Genomic DNA, 17,793 nt, shown 5'->3' with positions numbered 1-17,793 from the left:
CGAGCCTTCCGGAAAACTCCAGAGGAATGGCCTCCTGAGGAGGGGGAAAATCAGCGATGATAGGGCTCTCCTCGTCGCAGTGTCTGTACTCGATATAACTGTTCCAGCAGGACCAAAAGCGCGAGTTCGTGCTGGAGAGTGAGCGCGGAAAGTGACCACACCAAATCGCATTCTTGGCGGAGCCCTTCGCTGTGCCCTTCCGAGGCCCCCACCAGAAAGGCCACCCGTTTTGCTTCTCCCCGCAGGGCCCACTCCTCAAACTGCGCCGCCCACTCCCGGGTGGTGGGCGAGGCCCCTCGCTCGTCGAGCGCGATGCGGAGGCAGCCTTTGGACTTCTCTAAGAGCCGGGCTGAAACCGCCTCCGCCGCCCCGTCTTTGACATAAACGAGATCGACCCCTCCGTAGCGGGATAGGCGCTTGAGGTATTCCGCGATCCCCGCCTTGGCGTAGGCCAAAGCCGGCTTGCCGGCGGCCAGGACCAGGCATTTCACCACTTCGCCAGCAGCCAAGCCGCCAGCTCTTCCACGGGGACGCGCTCCTGCTCCATGGAATCGCGATGGCGCACCGTGACGGTGTTTTTGAGGGCGGCGTCGTTTTCGCCTAGCGTTTCGAAATCGACCGTGATGCAAAAAGGCGTGCCAATCTCATCCTGCCGACGATAGCGCCGGCCGACCGCTCCGCTCTCGTCATAGAAGACATTCATCCGATGGCGCAGCGTTTCCTGAATTTGGCGGGCCAGGCGGACTTGCTCTGGGTTCTTCTTCAGAAGCGGGAAAATCGCTGCCTTGATCGGGGCCATCTTGGGAGAGAATCGCAGCACCGTGCGCACTTCGGTCTTGCCCTTGTCGTTGGTCACTTCCTCCTCATCGAAGGCCTCGCAAATCAGGGCCAAGACCGTTCGGTCACAACCAGCGGACGGTTCCACCACGTGGGGAACAAACTTTTCCTTCGTCTCCTCATCGAAGTATTCCAAGGGCTTGCCGGAAGCCTTTTGGTGAACCCCGAGGTCGTAGTCCGTGCGATAGGCCACCCCTTCCAACTCTTGGATGCCGAAGGGAAATTCGTACTCGATATCGTAGGTCTTCTTCGAGTAGAAAGCGCGCTCGCCATCGGGAACATCCAAAAGGTGAAGCTTCTCGCGCGGGATCCCGATCTCCTGATAGAACTCGAGGCGTTCTTCTAACCACTCGTCCGTCAGGCGCATGCCGTCTTCGGGGCGACAAAAATACTCGATTTCCATCTGCTCGAACTCGCGGGAACGGAAGGTGTAGTTGCGCGGATTGATCTCATTGCGAAACGACTTGCCGATTTGAGCAATCCCAAAAGGCAGCTTCACCCGATTGGAATCGAGGATGTTTTTGTATTGGCAGAAAATGGACTGGGCCGTTTCGGGTCGGAGGTAAGCGATGGCGCTGGGATCGTTGTCCTCGGCGGAGGCCCCCATGGTCGTTTGGAACATGAGATTGAACTCCCGCGCTTCGGTCACCGGCACTCCGCTGCTGGGGTTGTAAGCGGTGGTGCCTGCAACCGCTTTCACCTCACCCCTCACGGGCGAAATGGGTGGATCGAGTGATTCCGGAGCCATGCGCTTTCCTCCGTGCAGGAGCTTGGAATAATACTCCGACGCGATCCGGGTGGCCTTTTTGAGAGACTTCCCTGAATCGTTCGGCACCAGCACACTGAAGGGCTTGGACTTGGGATGGACCTCTTCTCCTATTTCAAACCCATCGAAGTGCACCACCACCCCATCCTGGGGCTCGATTTGGTCGGCTCGGAGCCGCTCGCCCGTCAGCAAGTCATCGCACATCGGATCGGAGAAACCGCCCACGTGCCCGCTTGCCTGGAGGACTTCCTGATGCGTCAAAATCGAGCCATCCATGCCCACCACATCCTCGCGACTCTGGACGTGCCGACGCCACCAGTAGTCCTTGAGATTGCGCTTCAGCTCGGCCCCGAGCGGGCCATAATCCCAGCACCCGTTCAGCCCTCCGTAAAGCTCCGCCGACTGGAAAATGAAGCCGCGTCGCTTGCACAGCGAAACGATTTTTTCCATGCGGACGGGGTCGGTGTGATCTTTGGAAGCCATGAAATCAGGGTGGAAAAAAGGGGCCGCAAGAAAGCGCAGAGGTCTTTTTTGACAAGCGGGAACCGGAGGAGACGCCTTCGCGGCTAGGAATCCCCGGCTTGCCAGCGAATGAAGGACCCGGTATTCTCGTCTCAAAGACCCCATGGAAGCGACCGACTATTCCTGGAAAAACATGAAACGGACCCGCTACCGGACCTTCCGGAATCGGAGTCGCTTCGTGGGCTATGTCTTTTTGGCCATCCTTTTGGCGGCTGCCATTCATTTCGGGCTCTGGGTCTGGTTCAACATCCTTCAAGTGCCCGTGGGAATGAAATACCAGATTTATCAGCTCTCGCCGGCCTTCACGACCCAGCCCACGATCGACGCCTCCGGGATGAGCCGGCAGGAAAGTGAACAAGAGACACAAACCGCCGCTAGCCTGGGGGCCGAGGAAATCGTGACCGAGGTCGAAGAATTGGACCTGATTGATATTCAGCAAATCCTGCCGGAGAGAGAAACCGTCCTCAGCCCTGAGGTCAGCCAACCGGAAAACTTTCTCGACTCCCCCTCCGTCACCGCTTCGACCGAAAGTTTCGCCGACGCCATGAGCGAGATGTCCGAGCAAGCGCAGCAGGAGTTGGATCGGCAACTGGAAGACGCGGCCGCCGCCCTCAAGCCGCAAGCGAGCGATCAACAAATGCTCCTCGATAGCCTACCCACCGGAACCAATCCGGATGAGTATCTGGAAAATCTCGCCAAGCAAGGCTCCGGCAGCAATGCCTCTGCCCTCCAGGGTTACACCAACCTCGGGGACCTCTTGAACGGCGAAGCGGGCGCCGATCGCGGCAAGCCGATCTTGATGCCGACCGACCTCCTTTTCGGTTACAACGAATGGGAACTCCGAGAATCGGCCAAAGTCAGCATGATGATGCTGGGCCTGCTCATCGAGCGCAATCCCAAGACACTCTTCCTGATTGATGGACACACCGACACCTTCGGAGGAGAACCCTACAACCTTGAGCTCAGTCGCAAGCGAGCCCAAGCGGTCAAGGATTGGCTGGTGCAATCGCTGCAAATCAACCCCCGCCGCATCGTGGCCCGCGGACGCGGGGAGTCTTCCCCCATCGCGAGCCCCACGGGCGGAGTGCAGGAACAGGCTCTCAATCGTCGCGTGGAAATCACCATGCGGGAGCCGCAGTGAGAAGTTGAAAGAGAGCGTTTTTTGAGGGAGACGTTCTCCCGTCCCCTCTCTCCCCTACGCTCATGAAACATCCCTTTCCGGCCTTCCTCGTCCTCACCACTTTCATCTTCGCCTCCTGCAACATGGAGGACGCGGTCGCCCAGATCGAGCAGACGATCGATCAAGACACCATTTGGGTCTATGCCCAGATTAATGTTCCAGAAGCCGGGGGAAAAATCGACGATTACTTCTACTACGGGAGAATTTCGCGAAAGCTCCACCAGGAGTATCTCGATCGGAAAGTCGATTCCGGCCCCATTCTCTTTCGAGACGTTCGCTACTGGAGCAATGAAGACAACTTCGTGATTTACGAGGATGAAACCTACACCGGTGACTTGGTCTTTCGAATCGAGGACATTGTTTTCGTCCGAATCCTCAAAGGAGATCCGTTGGTCACGACCCAGGCTGAAGAGGAAAGCGCGCCTTTGATCGATTAGGGGCAAACCGCCGGATTATACCAAGCTGCAGAATTGGCTGGTAGAATGGCCGAGTGGATTTCGGGCCAGACCAAGGCGCGACGAGGGCGCGGTGCAGGCACCGTAACCGAGGAGCAACGCAGGGCTGGCTCGAAAGACACCGGCTCTCCCTTCCCCGCGCTTCAGCGCCTCTTCCCCACAACACCTTCCCTCCATTCTTCCAGCCAATTCTGGAGCTTGGTATCAGGTCGCTTCGCCAGGTGATTCTTTGCTTTCGCCGACCGGAGGCGTCGCGTTCTTTTTCACCTGGAAGGCTTGCTTCTTCTTGGGCCTTCCTGGTGAGTCTGCTGGGGAAGCGAAGAGTTCTTTTTCCTGAGCCTCTATCGCAGGCAGAACGTCTTCCAGGGTTTTCAGGAGACCGCGTAGTTCGTCCGCCAGCCCTGGCCCTGGCTCGGGTGGTTTTTTTATCTTGCGGGGTTGGGGAACGAATGATTTGCCTTTGTTCTCTGGAAGCAGACTTTTCAGAGGGGGCAGGGATTCTTCGCTCTCTTTTGCCATCTCTCAGCCTGCGGTGCCGGGGGTGACGGGGCAACTTCTTTCCGCCAAACCTCTCCCTTCAGTATGTTGTCTCCCCGCTCCCCGAAGACCGCCAAGCAGAATAGCTCTCCTTGGCGGCGCTTTTGGAAAAGCAGAGAAGCCCTCCTGAGGGAGATTTTTCTTTTGCAGGTCACCCTGTCGCAAATCGCAGGGCAGGCCGGCGGGCGGCCAGCGGTCGCCCCAGACACCCTCAGGAAGAGAATCCAAGAGTGCCGAAGCTCCCTGGAAAGCTATCAGGAGGAATTGTCTGGCCTCCTCAGCAAAGAACGGAGCCGGACTGAAAAGACCGCTTCCCGGAGCAAAGGGCTGCTTCGCTTTCCCGTGCCGGAAGTCTTCGAGGCCCGCATCCAGCGTGCGATCCAGCAGGGGAAACTGAAGTTCTTGGGAGCCCGTTGGCGGGTGGGCCAAGCCCGAAGCGATGATCTCACCTCCTGGGAAACGACCCCCCAGTCCAGCGGCAAAATCCCACGTCTGATCCTGGCTCTGGTCGGGGTGTTCATGGGAGTCTCCCTGCTGACTCTTTTGACAGTCAGCCGGCAAAAAAGCAACTCCCGCGTGGGGCCTGATGTGGCTGCGGAGGAGCGACTGCAAGCCAGCGCCGAGGCGGAGAAGGCGCTGCTTGGCTTTTTGCGGGCGGACGGATGGGAGGCCAAGCAAGCCTTTGTTCGCGATCCGGCGGCCGATTTGGCGACGCTCCAGGATTGGTCGGCCCAAAGCGAGGCCCAGGTGACCTCCGTCTTGGAATTTCAGAAAACCTCACTGCGTGCGCCCTACTTTTATTTTCAGATTGGCGATCCTTTGAGCGAGGAAGTCTTGCGAATCCCCGTCGTGGCTACGGACCTGGGCCCCAAAGTGGATGTGGCAGCCTACTTGGGGCACAACTCGCCCTCGCTGGAAGAGTATTTGGCTGCACCCGAGTATTGGCCAGACGGGGTCGCTCTGCGTGTTTTGGCGACCCCCGGGAACTATTTCAATTATGAGTTCCTCGAGAGCGAAGAGTGGTTCTGCCTCCGCTTTGAAATGGCCAGCGGGGATGCCGCGGGCTTTGCTTACGCCATGAAAGACTCGGCAGCGGCCAAGGCGGTCAAAAGTGCGCAGCTGGAGAAAGTCATGGAGGACATGAAGCAGCGAATGATTCTCCGTTTGCGGGTCACGCCCGGCTTGCCCGAGAGACCGGGCCCGCTCCAATTGGAAATTGTGGAATTCCTCCGTTTGGGCTGGGTTTTGTGAGGCGGATTTGAGGCTGGCGCAAATCTGGAAGCGTGCCACGATAGCGGCCCTCCCGTCCCCAAGCCCCGCCCAGCACCAGCCAATCGACTTTTGAGTTTAGAGCGTCTTTCCCATCACTGGTTTTCCAATCTCAGAGGCGATATCTTGGCCGGCTTGGTCGTGGCCTTGGCCTTGATCCCGGAGGCCATCGCGTTTTCCATCATCGCGGGAGTGGACCCGCAAGTGGGGCTCTACGCCTCCTTCCTCATCGCCGTCACGATCGCCTTTGCCGGGGGCCGTCCCGGAATGATCTCGGCCGCCACTGCCGCCACCGCCCTCTTGGTCAAGGGCTTGGTGGAAGATCACGGCGTCCAGTATCTCTTTGCCGCCACGCTCTTAGCCGGCGTCATCCAGCTCATCCTGGGATTTTGCCGGGTCAGCGAAGTCATGCGCTTTGTCTCCAAGTCGGTCATGACCGGCTTTGTCAACGCGCTGGCCATCCTCATTTTCTTGGCTCAGCTCCCCGAATTGGATCTCTCGATCGCCAAGGTCAACTGGATTAGCTACGCCATGGTGGGAGGGGGCTTGGCCATCATTTACCTTCTACCGAGGCTTACCAAAGCGGTCCCTTCGCCCCTAGTGGCGATTGTGGTGCTGACGCTGATCGCCGTTTGGGGTGGCTTGGATTTGCGGACGGTGGGGGACCTGGGGCAGCTGCCTACAGCTTTGCCATCGTTCGCCTGGATTGAGGTCCCCGTGACGTGGGCCACCTTTTTCATCATCCTTCCCTACTCGGTCAGCATCGCCGGTGTGGGCCTATTGGAATCGCTCATGACGGCCCAGATCGTGGACGATCTCACGGACACGCCGAGCGATAAAAACCGCGAGGCCCGCGGCCAAGGGCTGGCCAACATGATCACGAGCTTCTTCGGCGGCATGGCGGGCTGCGCCATGATCGGGCAATCGGTCATCAATGTGAAGTCCGGGGGCCGGACGCGACTCTCCACCCTGGTGGCGGGAGTGGTCCTCATCATTCTCTGCGTGCTCTGCGGCCCTTGGGTGAAGCAGATTCCCATGCCGGCGCTCGTGGCCGTGATGGTCATGGTGTCGATCGGGACTTTCAGTTGGTCATCCTTCAAGAATCTGGCCGTCCACCCTAAGTCTTCCAGCGCTGTCATGATTGCGACCGTCGTGACGGTGATTTGGTCGCACAACCTTGCCATCGGTGTGGGCGTGGGCGTGCTGATGAGCGCGATCTTCTTTGCGCGACAAGTTTCCCAATTGATGGTTGTGACGAGTCAGTTGGATGCAGGGAGTGAAACACGGACTTACACCGCACGAGGGCAGCTGTTTTTTGCTTCTTCGGATCGCTTTATCGAGGCCTTTGATTTCCGGGAAGTGCTTTCCAAGGTGGTGATCGACGTCTCGCACGCGCACTTCTGGGACCTCACCTCAGTCGGCGCCTTAGACAAAGTCGTCCTCAAATTCCGCCGCGAAGGCACCGAGGTGGAGGTGCTCGGAATGAACGAAGCCAGTGCCACGCTCGTCGGTAAGTTAGCGATCCATGACAAACCGGATGCGGAAGCCCGCCTGATGGATCATTAGTTGGCCTTCCCCCTCTGCTCATGTCTCACCTCCTTGCCTGCACCGACGGCTCCCTCTACGCGGCCAGCCTCCATCAACACGCGGCCTGGGTGGCTGGGAAGACCGGCTGGGGTGTGACCCTCGTGCACGTGATTGAGCGGGAGGAATCGCGGCCCGCTGCCGACCTCACCGGCAGCATTGGCTTCGACGCGGGTCAGGAGTTGCTGCAGCAGTTGGTGGAGCTGGATGAGGCCCACGCTCGCGTGGCCCGGCTTCGGGGAAAGGCCTTGCTCGAAGACGGCGCGAAGCAACTGGCCGAGGCGGGGGTGGAGCCGGTTGTCACCTTGCAGCGCCATGGTTCGCTAGTGGAAAACTTGGTCGATCTTGAGGAGGACGCGTCTCTGGTGATTATCGGGAAGCGGGGTGAGCACGCCGATTTCGCCAAGGGGCACATCGGGAGCAATTTGGAGCGAGTGGTGCGTTCTTCGCAGATTCCGGTTCTAGTGGCCTCCCGAGCCTTCCAGCCGATCCAAAAGGTCCTCATCGCCTTCGATCGTGGCCCGAGTGCCTTGAAAGCGGTCCATTTTGCCGCCACCAACCCTTTGTTTGAGGAGCTGAAGATCACCTTGCTCTCGACGGGTCGGGAAAATGAATCGCTCGAGCGGGAATTACAAAACGTGGCCACTGGCTTGCGGGGGGCCCATCGGCGGGTCGAAGCAGAGTTCGTGGTGGGTGATCCGGAAGAAACCATCGCGGCCGAAGTGGAAGCCCGCGGCATCGATCTCTTGGTCATGGGCGCCTACGGCCACTCCCGCATCCGGCAGCTCATCATCGGCAGCACCACCACCGCCCTCTTGCGGACCTGTCATGTTCCCGTGCTTCTTTTCCGCTGAAAGGCCACCAAGCGGGGCGATGGATTAAGCACTTGTCAATGTCCGACCGCCTGCGTAGGGAGACCGCCCACCATGCGTTTTCGACTTTTTGAAAAGCAGGAACTCGCTCACCTCAAGCGCTCTGCCAAATACATCAAGCCCTTCAAGAAGCTCTTGATCCTCGCCTTGGTCTTCGGAGCGATCGCTGGCCCCTTCAACGCCTTGATGCTCTTTGTCTTCAAAGCGATTATTGATTTTGCTTTGATCGGCGAGATCACCGCCGAGGGTCCGGCCGGCAAGATTGTGGAAGCCGCCGCCACCGAGGCGGAAGACAGCGCTTCCGGTTTGTGGGGCGTGATGGGTGTCTGTGGAATCATTCCTCTCATGATGGCCGGTCGGGGTCTGCTGACCTATTTGAATCGCTATTTCATGATTTTGGTGAGCAACAAGGCGCTCCAGGAAATCCGGCGAGAGGTCTATGAAAAGCTGATGGCGCAATCGCTGAAATTCTTCAATCAGCGAAAGTCAGGGCACCTCATTCAGACTCTCTTCAACCAATCCCAAATGCTCTCCAAAGCCGGGGTCACCCTGGTGGTGGACGCGGTGAAACACCCGGTAGCCATTCTCTCCTACGTGGTGGCGCTCTTTTCGGCGGATTGGATGTTCGCGATCTGTGCCCTCTTCGTCTTTCCCCTCTGCATGTTTCCGGTGATCTACTTTGGGAACCGGGTGCGACATTCCGGACGAAACGAAGAGGAGCAAGCCGGGCAATTGCTGGTGCGAATCCAGGAATCCATGGCGGGGATCAAACTCATCAAGTCCTATGCCCGCGAGCCCTATGAAGAAGGGCGCTTCCAGGAGGCGAGTGATGGGATGATTCGCATGCAGATGCGTTGGACCAAGGCGCTCGAGATTGTCCCTCCCTTAGTCGAAACGGTCGCTTCCCTCGGCATCGCTGCCGGTCTGGTCTATGCCTCCAGCGTGGGGATGGAGGCCAATGATTTCTGGTTCCGCTACATCACATTGATTGCGATGTATCCCCATGTGAAGGCCTTCAGTCGCCTCCAGATCCAGACCAAGCGATTCATGATTGCGGCCAATGGGGTCTTCAGTGTGATTGATGCGCCGGTGTCCGTCGAGGATGACCCCGAGGCCAAACCGGCCTCTCCCGAAGCGGCCTCCATTCGATTCGACGAGGTCACTTTCTCCTATTCAAAAAAGGTCAGTGCGGTCAAAAACTTCACCTTCGATTTCCAAAAGAATTGCCGGTATGCCTTGGTGGGCGAGAGCGGGGCCGGGAAGTCGACTCTCTTTTCGCTCATCCTCCGATTTTATGATCCCCGTAAAGGCAATATTTTTCTGGATGAGGAAAACTTGCGCGAGATCAAGCAGCGAGAGCTAAGAAAACTGGTGGCCTTTGTCAGCCAGGATAGCTTTCTCTTTCACGACACCATCGAGAACAACATTCGCTACGGAAAATTGGATGCCACTCGGGAAGAAATCGAGGAGGCGGCCCGTAAAGCCCATGCCCACGACTTCATCCTCGCCCAGGAGGAGGGGTATGAAACGATCGTGGGGGACAAGGGAACCAAGCTCTCGGGAGGACAGCAGCAGCGCGTCTCAATCGCGCGGGCGTTTCTGAAAGATGCCCCCATCTTACTCTTGGATGAGGCGACCTCGGCTCTCGACTCCGAATCAGAACAGCGGATCAAAGAGGCCTTGGACCGCTTGGCCGAAGGCAAGACAGTCATTGCCATTGCCCACCGGCTGGCGACGGTCCTCAATTCGGACTGCATTCTCTTTATGAAGGAAGGTCGTTTGTTCTCGCATGGTTCCCACCACCAGCTTGTTGAGAGTTGTGATGGCTATCGGCGAGTGGTGGAACTGCAATTTGCCCAGACCGTCTGATAGCCTGCCGGATGCAACCGCCCGTAGCTCCCGCACACCGCCCCTATGAAGTTTTTAAGAAGACTCTTCGCTTCAAAAAGAGAGCGTCCTGAAGGGGGGAGCGGGAGAGAGAGCCAGGAGCCTCCCGAATCCATCTTCTTCTATACCTTTCACAAGAGCGCCAGCACCTTGTTCTCGGTCTTCGGCTTGAAGCAATTTCTCGGGTATCACCATATTGATTACGCTCGCCAAATCAGCGCTGGCGAGATCACTCAAGCCCAGCAAATCGTGTTTCATCCCAAGGGCCATGTTTACGGCCCCTTGCGCTTGTCAGCAATTCCGGCCACCAACTCCGAAAAGGAGCCAACGCAGGAATACTGGTATTTGATTCGGCAGGCGGCTACCAGCGAGTTTGTGGCCGGCAAGCGCTGTTTATTTTTTGTAAGGGATCCCCGCGACATCATCGTCTCCGCTTACTTTTCCTTTCGCTACTCCCATCGGGAAAGCACCGTTCCCGAGATTGCTGAGCGACAGCGAAAGTCCCGGGCGTATCTTTTGTCGTTGAGTATAGATGATTATGCGCTGGGGTATTCCTCGCGACTGCAAGAGAACTTCCAGCTTGCGGCGGAATTGATAGAAAACGCCAACGAGGCGCTTCTCCTGCGTTATGAGGATATGATCGAGGATTGGGAAACCTTTGCCGAACGGTTGAGTGAATTCGTGCCTGTGAAAACAGGAGCGCTCGAAGAACTCAGGGAACGATCTCGACCCAAGACGGTCGAAGAAGTGGGTGGTCACCAGCGAAGTGGGAAAACTCAACAATTTCGCGAACACCTCTCCCGCGTAACCCTTACCCAACTCAACCAAACCTTCGCCGAGACCTTAGTCCGCTTCGGCTACCCCAGCTCTTGATCCGGGATCAAGGGAAATGGCGAGAGGCTTAGCTTACTAGTGAGATGGAGGTGACGGGGAGGGCGAGTTCGCGCGTTTCAGGGGAGGCCGCCTCAATGGGTTGAGACATGATGCCGACCCAGCAGTCTTGAGAAGACTCCGCCCGCTCGATTTGGCTGAGATCGAATTGGAATTTGATGAGATCGTCATCGCGTTCGACCTCGGCCTCGATTTTCTTTTCCGGAGAGAGGCTGCACAAGAGAGCAGGAGATCCTTTCCCATTGGCCTTGACCAGCGGCAGGGCGGAGAGCTCGAGGGTTTTGGCCTGCGGGGAGATGGTCAGAGGAATACCGAAGACGGGTTTGGCCCAGTGAAAGGCTTTGCCTTGATAGTTTTCCTTCTGGAACATTCCCGGAAGAAGAGGAATCCCACTTTCTTGCGCCTCCCAACGTTGCTCGTCACCCAGTCTGGCGGCGGGAGAGGCGTTTCGGGAAGCCAGTTCGAGGTAATGCAGAAGGCAGCGCAGGGTCTGGGCTTCATAGTAGCGGGCGAAAAAGGGGAGAGCCCCCTTGGGGTTCCACCAAGCAAGTAGTCTCACCAGCCAAGCGTTCCAGTCGCGGGTGAGAGCCGCCTTCTGGACAGGGGAGAGGGAAGGAAGCCAACCGGCTCTTTTATGGCCGGCAAGTTTGACTGCCTTCCGCTCCAGTTCGCGCCAATCGAGCGCGCCTGGGAAGTCGAGCGGAGGATTGGGGAAGTAGGGGAGCCGATCGTCTTCCGGCACGTCGAGCAGGTATTTCGCCTGCCCCTTGACGAATTCCTCGATTGCTTCGTCGAGGTAAATTTTGTCTGGAGTGTAGTGATGAATCACTCGAACACCGGGAGCGTGCGCGATGTAGAGCCCTTGTCTATGGAGGTCGCCTGCCAGCAGCCATTCACTGAAACGGCCGTAGTCCAGCCGGAGCCCTCCAGCCAATTCGTAGGCCTTTCGGCGAATTCCAAAGCCACGGATGACCATCTTCGCCCAGTGGCCGGGCTGCCGCCAGTCATGGAACCCTTCGCCAAAGAAGAGGGCTTCCATCCGGCCCCAGGGAGTGGCGTAGCCGTCCGTGCAAGAGGAACAGAATCCGGCGGCCTCGTTGTTCTCAAAATAGTGGCGGATCTCCGCGGTCAATTCTGGTGGGGCCTCGCAATGGGGTTCCGTGAGAAAAAGCCATTCGGAATCGGTGGCTTCGATCCCAGCGACATACTCTTCCATGTCTCCCTGGCCCAGAGCGGCCGAAGGTTGCTCAGTCTGGAGGATCAGGTCGTGGTCTCTCAGGAAGGGCCGGAGGGATTCACCCAGTTCTCGGGTGTCTCGATTGGCGATGAGAATGAGCTGGAAGTCATCGGGAGCGGCTTCCTGCCCTTGGGTCCAACTGCGAACGCAGATCGGGGCCATGTTCCGATGGTCGCTCAGCGGGATGACGACGCCGATCTGCGGTGTCGTTTGGTTTTCCCGAATCCAGTGCGGCTTGGGTAGGCGCTCTTTTTGCGGAAAGCGCTCGATATTCTCGCACCAGCTCATTTGGGGCAAGTGATCTTGCAAGCGCGGCAGTCTGGGCGCTTCCCCCTCCTCGAGAAGCCATCTTCGGATTTCCCGGTAGCAGCTGGTGGTGGCCCCCAGATATTCTTGGGTGCTTCCTTGGATGTTTTCAGTTTCCGCAAAAAAGGGCCCACCGTGCCGGACCCCATCGGTCGTGATTTCGACCCAATCTTCTCCCTGCTGGACTCGGAGTTTCTTGTCCAACCAGTCGGGAGCGCCGTTGGGGCCACAGCTGAAGGAGAGAGAATCGCCCGAGGTCCATTGGGCCTGAATGTTGGTTTGGACGGGCCCTGGGTGCTTACGGTCCACTCGCCAGTTGGCTGGCACCGGTGCTTGGGCGCTAACTCGGGCCGGGTCCTCTTCGGCTATGACCTGGGAGACCTCCTCCGGTAGAGAGCCGACTAGAGAGTAAACGAGATCGAGCAAATGAATGCCTTGGTCGAAGAGCTTCCCTAGGCAGTTTCCCTGAAACTCCACGGGCCCTCTTTGGCGGAGGACGGCGACCTGGTTTTGGAAGGCCTCGAACCAAGGGAGGAGCCTCATTTGATGGCAGAGAAAGACCGGTATGGTCAGCTTGCCGAAAGCTTCTTCAGCCAAGGCGACCGAGGCCGCGGCAGGCTTTTCTACCAGAATGGCTCTGAGGTGAGGCGCTTGCCCGAGGCTGGCGGCGATTTTCTTACGGGAAGCAAAAGGCGGAAGACATAGGACGAGCAGGTCGCAAGGGTGGCTCTTTACAAGAGCGTCCAAATCTGTCCCGAGAGCTGTGCCTGGGAGGAGGGATTTGGCCCGCTCCAAGGCGGCTTCGCTGACATCGCAAAGGAAGCTGACTTGAATCTCCCCGGCTAAGGAGCGGAGGCCGGAGAGATGTTCCATGGCACGGGGCCCGCCCCCGACAAAACCGACTTGAAGTGCTTGGGATGACATGAAGGTATAGGTTTTTTCCGCCACTATGGCGGGAGGTCACCTTAGGAGGCGAGCGCTTATTTGCCAATCAACTTCTTCTTTCCTCCCCGTCCGAGCGCAAGTGCTGCGTAGCCAGCCGACTGGCCTTCTCAAAAGCGGCGCGGCTGCGGGCCCAGACTTCTCGGAGGGCGGGAGTTTCCAATAAGTCCGAGAGATCGATATTTTGACAGCGAGGGTAGCTGTGTTCTCCCGATTGATTGAGCGTTGTGAGAAAGCAAGAGAATCGATCAAAGGCGGCTTTCTCCATGCCGGAGGAGTAGTCCAGATGAAGGAAGCGAGCGGCCAGTCGAAGTTGCTGGCAGGAAAACGGGATCTCGTCTTGGTATTGGACCAGGGCGAAGGGGGAAGGGTCTGGAGTGGCCTTGAGGGTGACCGCCGAAACGTGCTTGGTCCATACAGGGAACCACTGAAGGAAGAACTCCGAGAGAGTCTGCTCGAGAGTGGAGGGGTGCTTTTTTTTGAGGAGGTAGTGGTAGTGCGAAAACAAGCAGTTCTCGGGCTTTCGGAAGAGGTAGAGAATGCGAGCGGAGGGGCGGGAGGAGAGTTGTGTGAAATTGTGAGACTTGAAAATTGGATCGATGAGACCGCTCAGCTCCACGGGGAGCTCTCGTGGGTCCACGTAACCATTGGGGATGACTTCTTTGGCTTCGAGGCAGTTCGATTGGTAACGGAGTGTCCCGGTCTCGACTTCCAGTTGAGTGTCATACAGCCCGCTCGGATCTCGGTCGAGGAGTTGGTTGACTATGTCTGAGAGCAGAAGCCGCAACCAACGAGATCCAGAACGAGGGAAACAGACCAAAAAGGAGTCTGTCGGCTGAAGGGCGCTGAGAAACCCTTCGGGGAGCGGCATGAATTCCTGATTCAACTAGCAAAGGGTGGAACGAGCCTCTTCGTGACAGGGATTTCCCGACAGCCGGGCTTTCTGAATCGCACGGGAGGCCTGATCAAAGACAAATAGATAAAAAACCTGGGCGGCTTCGTCGAAGCCGCCCAGGAAAGGAAAATCGAGCTCCTTCGGCTCAGAATCTGGTTTCAAAGCCAGCATACAAGCTGCGCGGGGCACCCACCCGGGGACCTTCGGGCAGTCGGCTGCTGACATACTCCGTGTCGAAAACATTCTGGATACCACCGAGGATGGTCAGGTATTTGTTGATAGCGTAGGAGGCGGACAGGTCGAGGAGGAAGTAGCTGTCCGTTTTGCCTTGGCGGCTAGTGGTGACCGGACCATCCAGGTTAGCGGCGGTTCCAAAGGTTTCATCGACCCAGATCGCGTCCACATTGAAAGCAAACTTCTCATATTGTAGGGCGATGCCGGCAGCGAGTGTCCAGGCTGGGACATAGGGAATATCGGCACCGGCGGTGCCACCGGCGAAAATGCCATCGCCGCCGCCGCTACTGAGCGCGCTCTCAAGTTCCGCGCTGGTGAAGGTGGCGTTGAAATAAGCTGGGAGACCAAAGCCCCAACCTTTTTGGGCGGCATAATCATAGCTGACCGTGCCCTCGAAGCCCCAAGTGGTGGCTTCCCCGGCATTCACGCTATTGGACAAAGCTGCTCCAAGACCGGCGTCCGTTCCCACCAAGTTTTCGAAATCAGTCAAAAAGCCGACCAGTTCCGCATAGAAATAGTCCTCTTTGCTGTGGCGAATGCCCAATTCATATCCGATTGACTCTTCCACTTCGATTCCGCGAGAGAAGAACTCGGCCGGTCCAGGAGTTGAGATTCCACGGTGGATCCCACCGAAAAGGAGACTTTCGTCGGTCAGCTCATAGCTGGCACTGATCCCAGCGGCCCAGGTATCGAGATTTCCAGATTCCCCGACACCACGCTCGTTGAGATCGTAGTCCAAAAACTCAAAGCGGACACCGGGGACGACTTTCAGTTTGTTCCAAGTGACCTCGTCTTGAAGGAAAATCGAAGCCGCAGTCGTCTCTTGGCGCCGATCCGATTCATCTCCAGGAGTTCCGCTCCGAGCCAGGGTCAGGTTTCCATTGCCATCCGTGTTGTAGATGTCCACCCACTGGAAGCGGTCCACGTAATCGTGATGGAAACGGAAGCCACCAGTAAGGGCATGATCCACGGGTCCAGTGGAGAGGGTATAAGTGGCCGCATTCTGGATACCAAGGGAGGCATACGAGCGATTACTGGCTCGGATGCCGTAAGCGCCCGGAGCGTCGCCCCGAAGGACGGGGAGGAAAGCGTTACCGTTCTCCAAGAGGGCAAGGTGCAAATCACTCCGCCCGACGATGCGGCCTCGGGAATCGACAGCTGGGTTTTGGGTCGTGCCCACGTGGTCGATCCGGAACCAATTCCGATTGAAGCGATTGTAGTAGGCGGTGGATTCAAGGCTGAGATTGTCCGTGGGACGGCCGGTCCAGCGGAGGTAAAGCCGGAGGTGGTCGGAGTCGAAGTTGTCGAGAGCCGACCCCAGGTAACGGCTGTAAGGATTGCGATCGAGGTCACTCTCGGCCAGCCCAAGGTAGCTCTCGTCCGCATCGAAATCAGTGTAGCCGACCTTGAACTCAAAGCGCTGTTCAAAGCTGGTTTTCGGCTCCCAATAGATTTTCAACATGGGCTCGTAGAGATCAAAACCAGTATCTTGATCGACGCCGGGAATGCTGCGGTAGCCGTCTGTGGATTGGCCGTGCCACTCCGCCACGAAGCCAAACTTGCCAAAGTCAGTCTCAAAAACATCGCCATACCAACCATGAATGAGCTGGGTATTGTCGCTCCCGAAGGTATACCGAAGGTATCCTGAGCGCTCTTCGGGCACGGGCGTGGAAAGGAAGTTGATCACGCCTCCAGTGGTGTGCGGCCCATAGCGGACCTGACTTGAACCCTTGAGGACCTCGATCCCTGCCATACGAGCGGTTTTCGGGTTGTAATAGGCGGCCGGCGCTGAATAAGGAGCCGGAGCCGAGAGAATCCCGTCTTCCATGATAGTCACCTTTTCAGAGCGAGTGCCGTCCGCGCCCCGGATGGAGATATTGATGAAGTTTCCGTAACCGTCCTCCTCTCGGACATAAACCCCTGGGATCCGCTGGAGGATTCGATTCACATTGGTGTAACCTTGGCGACGAAACTCTTCCGCGTCCACGAATGCGGCTGAGCCCGTCTGTTGTTTCACCAGTTCCGGTGAACCAATGACCGTCAAAGGCTCAATGGGCCTGAATTCTTCAGCGAAAACACTGCCGAAAGACAGCACTACGACACATAGGGTAAGAAGTTGAGGATGGCGCATAAGGGATCGTAGTGAGACACCGTCTCAAGGCAACCGGAGTTTCTAGAAAAATTCCCGAGGGTCACGCCTCGCAGGAGGGTGGGTCGCTTCATTCCTTGGTTGGACCAACGCGAATTCCTACCAGTCCCCTGAGAGAAAAAAGATGGTTCAGCAACTCGAGCAAAGAAAGCGACAAGTGGAAGCAAGCGAAAATTCGACGGTTGCTACGTTCCCAACACTCAATTTTTCCCTCCTGGCTTTGAATGTGCCTCGTGCTTCCGCCCCGCCTTCTTCCGAACAAGCCAACATCCCTGAAGAATTCATGCCGCTTCCTGAGCGGTTCGTGAACGCGATCGAGAGAGACGACCATTTCCTCGTCTGTTTTCCGAGGTCCGGCTCCCGTTGGCTTCGCCTGCTCTTGGCGGACCTTGTCAATCAGCGTTTGGGGCGACATCCCGAAGAGCTCTATACTTACCAGCTCGACTTTGAAAAAGCCAGGTCTTCCAAAGTCAAAGACTGCTTTAAATCGAGCGAGGTCGTCCCCAATGCCTACAATGCTCGGAGGGCCAGACCGCAACCAGTAAGCCAGCTGATTCGCCCCTTGTTTAAATCTCATAATCTCAGCCAAGTCCGTGTCCGGTCTTCGGGGCCCATTCTCTATCTCTTCCGATCGCCTCTGAGCTGCCTCTATTCTCATTACCACTTCCTTCGCGCTCAGAAGCAGGAGTCGGCAGAAGGGGTTGATTTGGACACGTTTTTCCAGAGATTTCTCCCTCTTTGGGTCCATCATGTTTCGGCTGCCCTCGAGGCTGCTCGGGAAAATCCTGAGCGCGTTCTCCCCCTTCAATATGGCAAAAAGATCCCGTTTACTAAAGACCAAGTGAGCCTGGCCGCTCGGACAATTGGCCTAGAAGCGACCGAGGAAGAGTTAGCGAGCGCCCTGAAGAGATATGGCCATTTTTTAGCCAGACTCAACCGAAAGGGAGAGCACAGCCACCCTCGAAGCCAAAACTTCGACGCCCGACGTTTTCTGAGCAAGAGAACTCTTTTGCTAGCAAAAAACCTGACTAAGAAAACATTCCGTGAGGCTGTGGGAATCGCGAATAAAGTGCTAAAGAAGAAACGTCCCTTTTGGAAGCGCTGAACAAGTTGGTTTTTTCAGAAGGGGTGGAAGAGAGGGGAGATATTCCTGCCTGAGAGTGCCGTATTCTACTGTGAGTGGAGCGTCTTGAAGGGGAAGAGTCCTAGGTTGTGGTAACCCGAGCTCTT

The 17,793-nt window shown here is 57.2% G+C and carries 13 protein-coding genes; 7 read left to right on the top strand and 6 right to left on the bottom strand.

All coding sequences use genetic code 11. The annotated features are described in order from the left end of the window. Positions 1–50: 50 nt before the first annotated feature. Both AAF555_05155 and AAF555_05150 read right to left on the bottom strand, forming a co-directional pair. The gene (locus AAF555_05155) at positions 51–491 is read right to left on the bottom strand and encodes a 23S rRNA (pseudouridine(1915)-N(3))-methyltransferase RlmH (GenBank protein ID MEM6910953.1); all 441 of its coding nucleotides are present in this window, start codon (positions 489–491) and stop codon (positions 51–53) included. Beyond that, on the bottom strand, positions 488–2,086 hold the full coding sequence (locus AAF555_05150; GenBank protein ID MEM6910952.1) for a glycine--tRNA ligase: 1,599 nt from the start codon (positions 2,084–2,086) through the stop codon (positions 488–490). Before AAF555_05150 ends, AAF555_05155 begins: the two co-directional genes overlap by 4 nt. A 142-nt stretch (positions 2,087–2,228) precedes the next feature. Between AAF555_05150 and AAF555_05145 the strand changes: the two genes are divergently transcribed. From AAF555_05145 to AAF555_05115, 7 genes are all read left to right on the top strand, one after another. Then, on the top strand, positions 2,229–3,266 hold the full coding sequence (locus tag AAF555_05145; protein ID MEM6910951.1) for an OmpA family protein: 1,038 nt from the start codon (positions 2,229–2,231) through the stop codon (positions 3,264–3,266). 62 nt (positions 3,267–3,328) lie between these two features. Continuing rightward, on the top strand, positions 3,329–3,742 hold the full coding sequence (locus AAF555_05140) for a hypothetical protein (GenBank protein MEM6910950.1): 414 nt from the start codon (positions 3,329–3,331) through the stop codon (positions 3,740–3,742). Between the two features lie 600 nt (positions 3,743–4,342). Then, on the top strand, positions 4,343–5,548 hold the full coding sequence (locus tag AAF555_05135; protein MEM6910949.1) for a hypothetical protein: 1,206 nt from the start codon (positions 4,343–4,345) through the stop codon (positions 5,546–5,548). 90 nt (positions 5,549–5,638) lie between these two features. Continuing rightward, a complete protein-coding gene (locus AAF555_05130; protein ID MEM6910948.1) occupies positions 5,639–7,132 on the top strand; it encodes a SulP family inorganic anion transporter in 1,494 nt (497 codons plus the stop codon). Positions 7,133–7,152: 20 nt separating this feature from the next. Beyond that, a complete protein-coding gene (locus tag AAF555_05125; GenBank protein ID MEM6910947.1) occupies positions 7,153–8,004 on the top strand; it encodes a universal stress protein in 852 nt (283 codons plus the stop codon). Positions 8,005–8,076: 72 nt separating this feature from the next. Then, positions 8,077–9,891, top strand: a complete 1,815-nt coding sequence (locus AAF555_05120; protein ID MEM6910946.1) for an ABC transporter ATP-binding protein — start codon at positions 8,077–8,079, stop codon at positions 9,889–9,891. A gap of 168 nt (positions 9,892–10,059) precedes the next feature. Beyond that, positions 10,060–10,782 (top strand): sulfotransferase domain-containing protein, encoded by a 723-nt coding sequence (locus AAF555_05115; protein MEM6910945.1) that lies wholly within the window; start codon positions 10,060–10,062, stop codon positions 10,780–10,782. A 28-nt stretch (positions 10,783–10,810) separates the two neighbouring features. Here AAF555_05115 and AAF555_05110 read toward each other — a convergent pair whose 3' ends face one another. From AAF555_05110 to AAF555_05095, 4 genes are all read right to left on the bottom strand, one after another. Next, the gene (locus tag AAF555_05110) at positions 10,811–13,267 is read right to left on the bottom strand and encodes a Gfo/Idh/MocA family oxidoreductase (protein ID MEM6910944.1); all 2,457 of its coding nucleotides are present in this window, start codon (positions 13,265–13,267) and stop codon (positions 10,811–10,813) included. A gap of 67 nt (positions 13,268–13,334) precedes the next feature. Beyond that, the gene (locus AAF555_05105; protein ID MEM6910943.1) at positions 13,335–14,156 is read right to left on the bottom strand and encodes a sulfotransferase domain-containing protein; all 822 of its coding nucleotides are present in this window, start codon (positions 14,154–14,156) and stop codon (positions 13,335–13,337) included. A gap of 169 nt (positions 14,157–14,325) precedes the next feature. Further along, positions 14,326–16,431, bottom strand: a complete 2,106-nt coding sequence (locus AAF555_05100) for a TonB-dependent receptor (GenBank protein ID MEM6910942.1) — start codon at positions 16,429–16,431, stop codon at positions 14,326–14,328. 202 nt (positions 16,432–16,633) lie between these two features. Next, on the bottom strand, positions 16,634–17,314 hold the full coding sequence (locus AAF555_05095; GenBank protein ID MEM6910941.1) for a hypothetical protein: 681 nt from the start codon (positions 17,312–17,314) through the stop codon (positions 16,634–16,636). Positions 17,315–17,793 lie beyond the last annotated feature (479 nt).

The organism is Verrucomicrobiota bacterium (genome assembly GCA_039027815.1).
GTDB lineage: Bacteria > Verrucomicrobiota > Verrucomicrobiia > Verrucomicrobiales > JBCCJK01 > JBCCJK01.
The sequence above is the reverse complement of the archived record's forward strand: the minus strand, read 5'-3'. Positions and strand labels throughout refer to the sequence as shown.

Coding starts and splice junctions, on each gene's coding strand:
- AAF555_05150 (MEM6910952.1), bottom strand. CDS start 2,086: ATGGCTTCCAAAGATCACACCGACCCCGTCCGCATGGAAAAAATCGTT.
- AAF555_05145 (MEM6910951.1), top strand. CDS start 2,229: ATGGAAGCGACCGACTATTCCTGGAAAAACATGAAACGGACCCGCTAC.
- AAF555_05140 (MEM6910950.1), top strand. CDS start 3,329: ATGAAACATCCCTTTCCGGCCTTCCTCGTCCTCACCACTTTCATCTTC.
- AAF555_05135 (MEM6910949.1), top strand. CDS start 4,343: ATGTTGTCTCCCCGCTCCCCGAAGACCGCCAAGCAGAATAGCTCTCCT.
- AAF555_05125 (MEM6910947.1), top strand. CDS start 7,153: ATGTCTCACCTCCTTGCCTGCACCGACGGCTCCCTCTACGCGGCCAGC.
- AAF555_05120 (MEM6910946.1), top strand. CDS start 8,077: ATGCGTTTTCGACTTTTTGAAAAGCAGGAACTCGCTCACCTCAAGCGC.
- AAF555_05110 (MEM6910944.1), bottom strand. CDS start 13,267: ATGTCATCCCAAGCACTTCAAGTCGGTTTTGTCGGGGGCGGGCCCCGT.
- AAF555_05105 (MEM6910943.1), bottom strand. CDS start 14,156: ATGCCGCTCCCCGAAGGGTTTCTCAGCGCCCTTCAGCCGACAGACTCC.
- AAF555_05095 (MEM6910941.1), bottom strand. CDS start 17,314: ATGATGGACCCAAAGAGGGAGAAATCTCTGGAAAAACGTGTCCAAATC.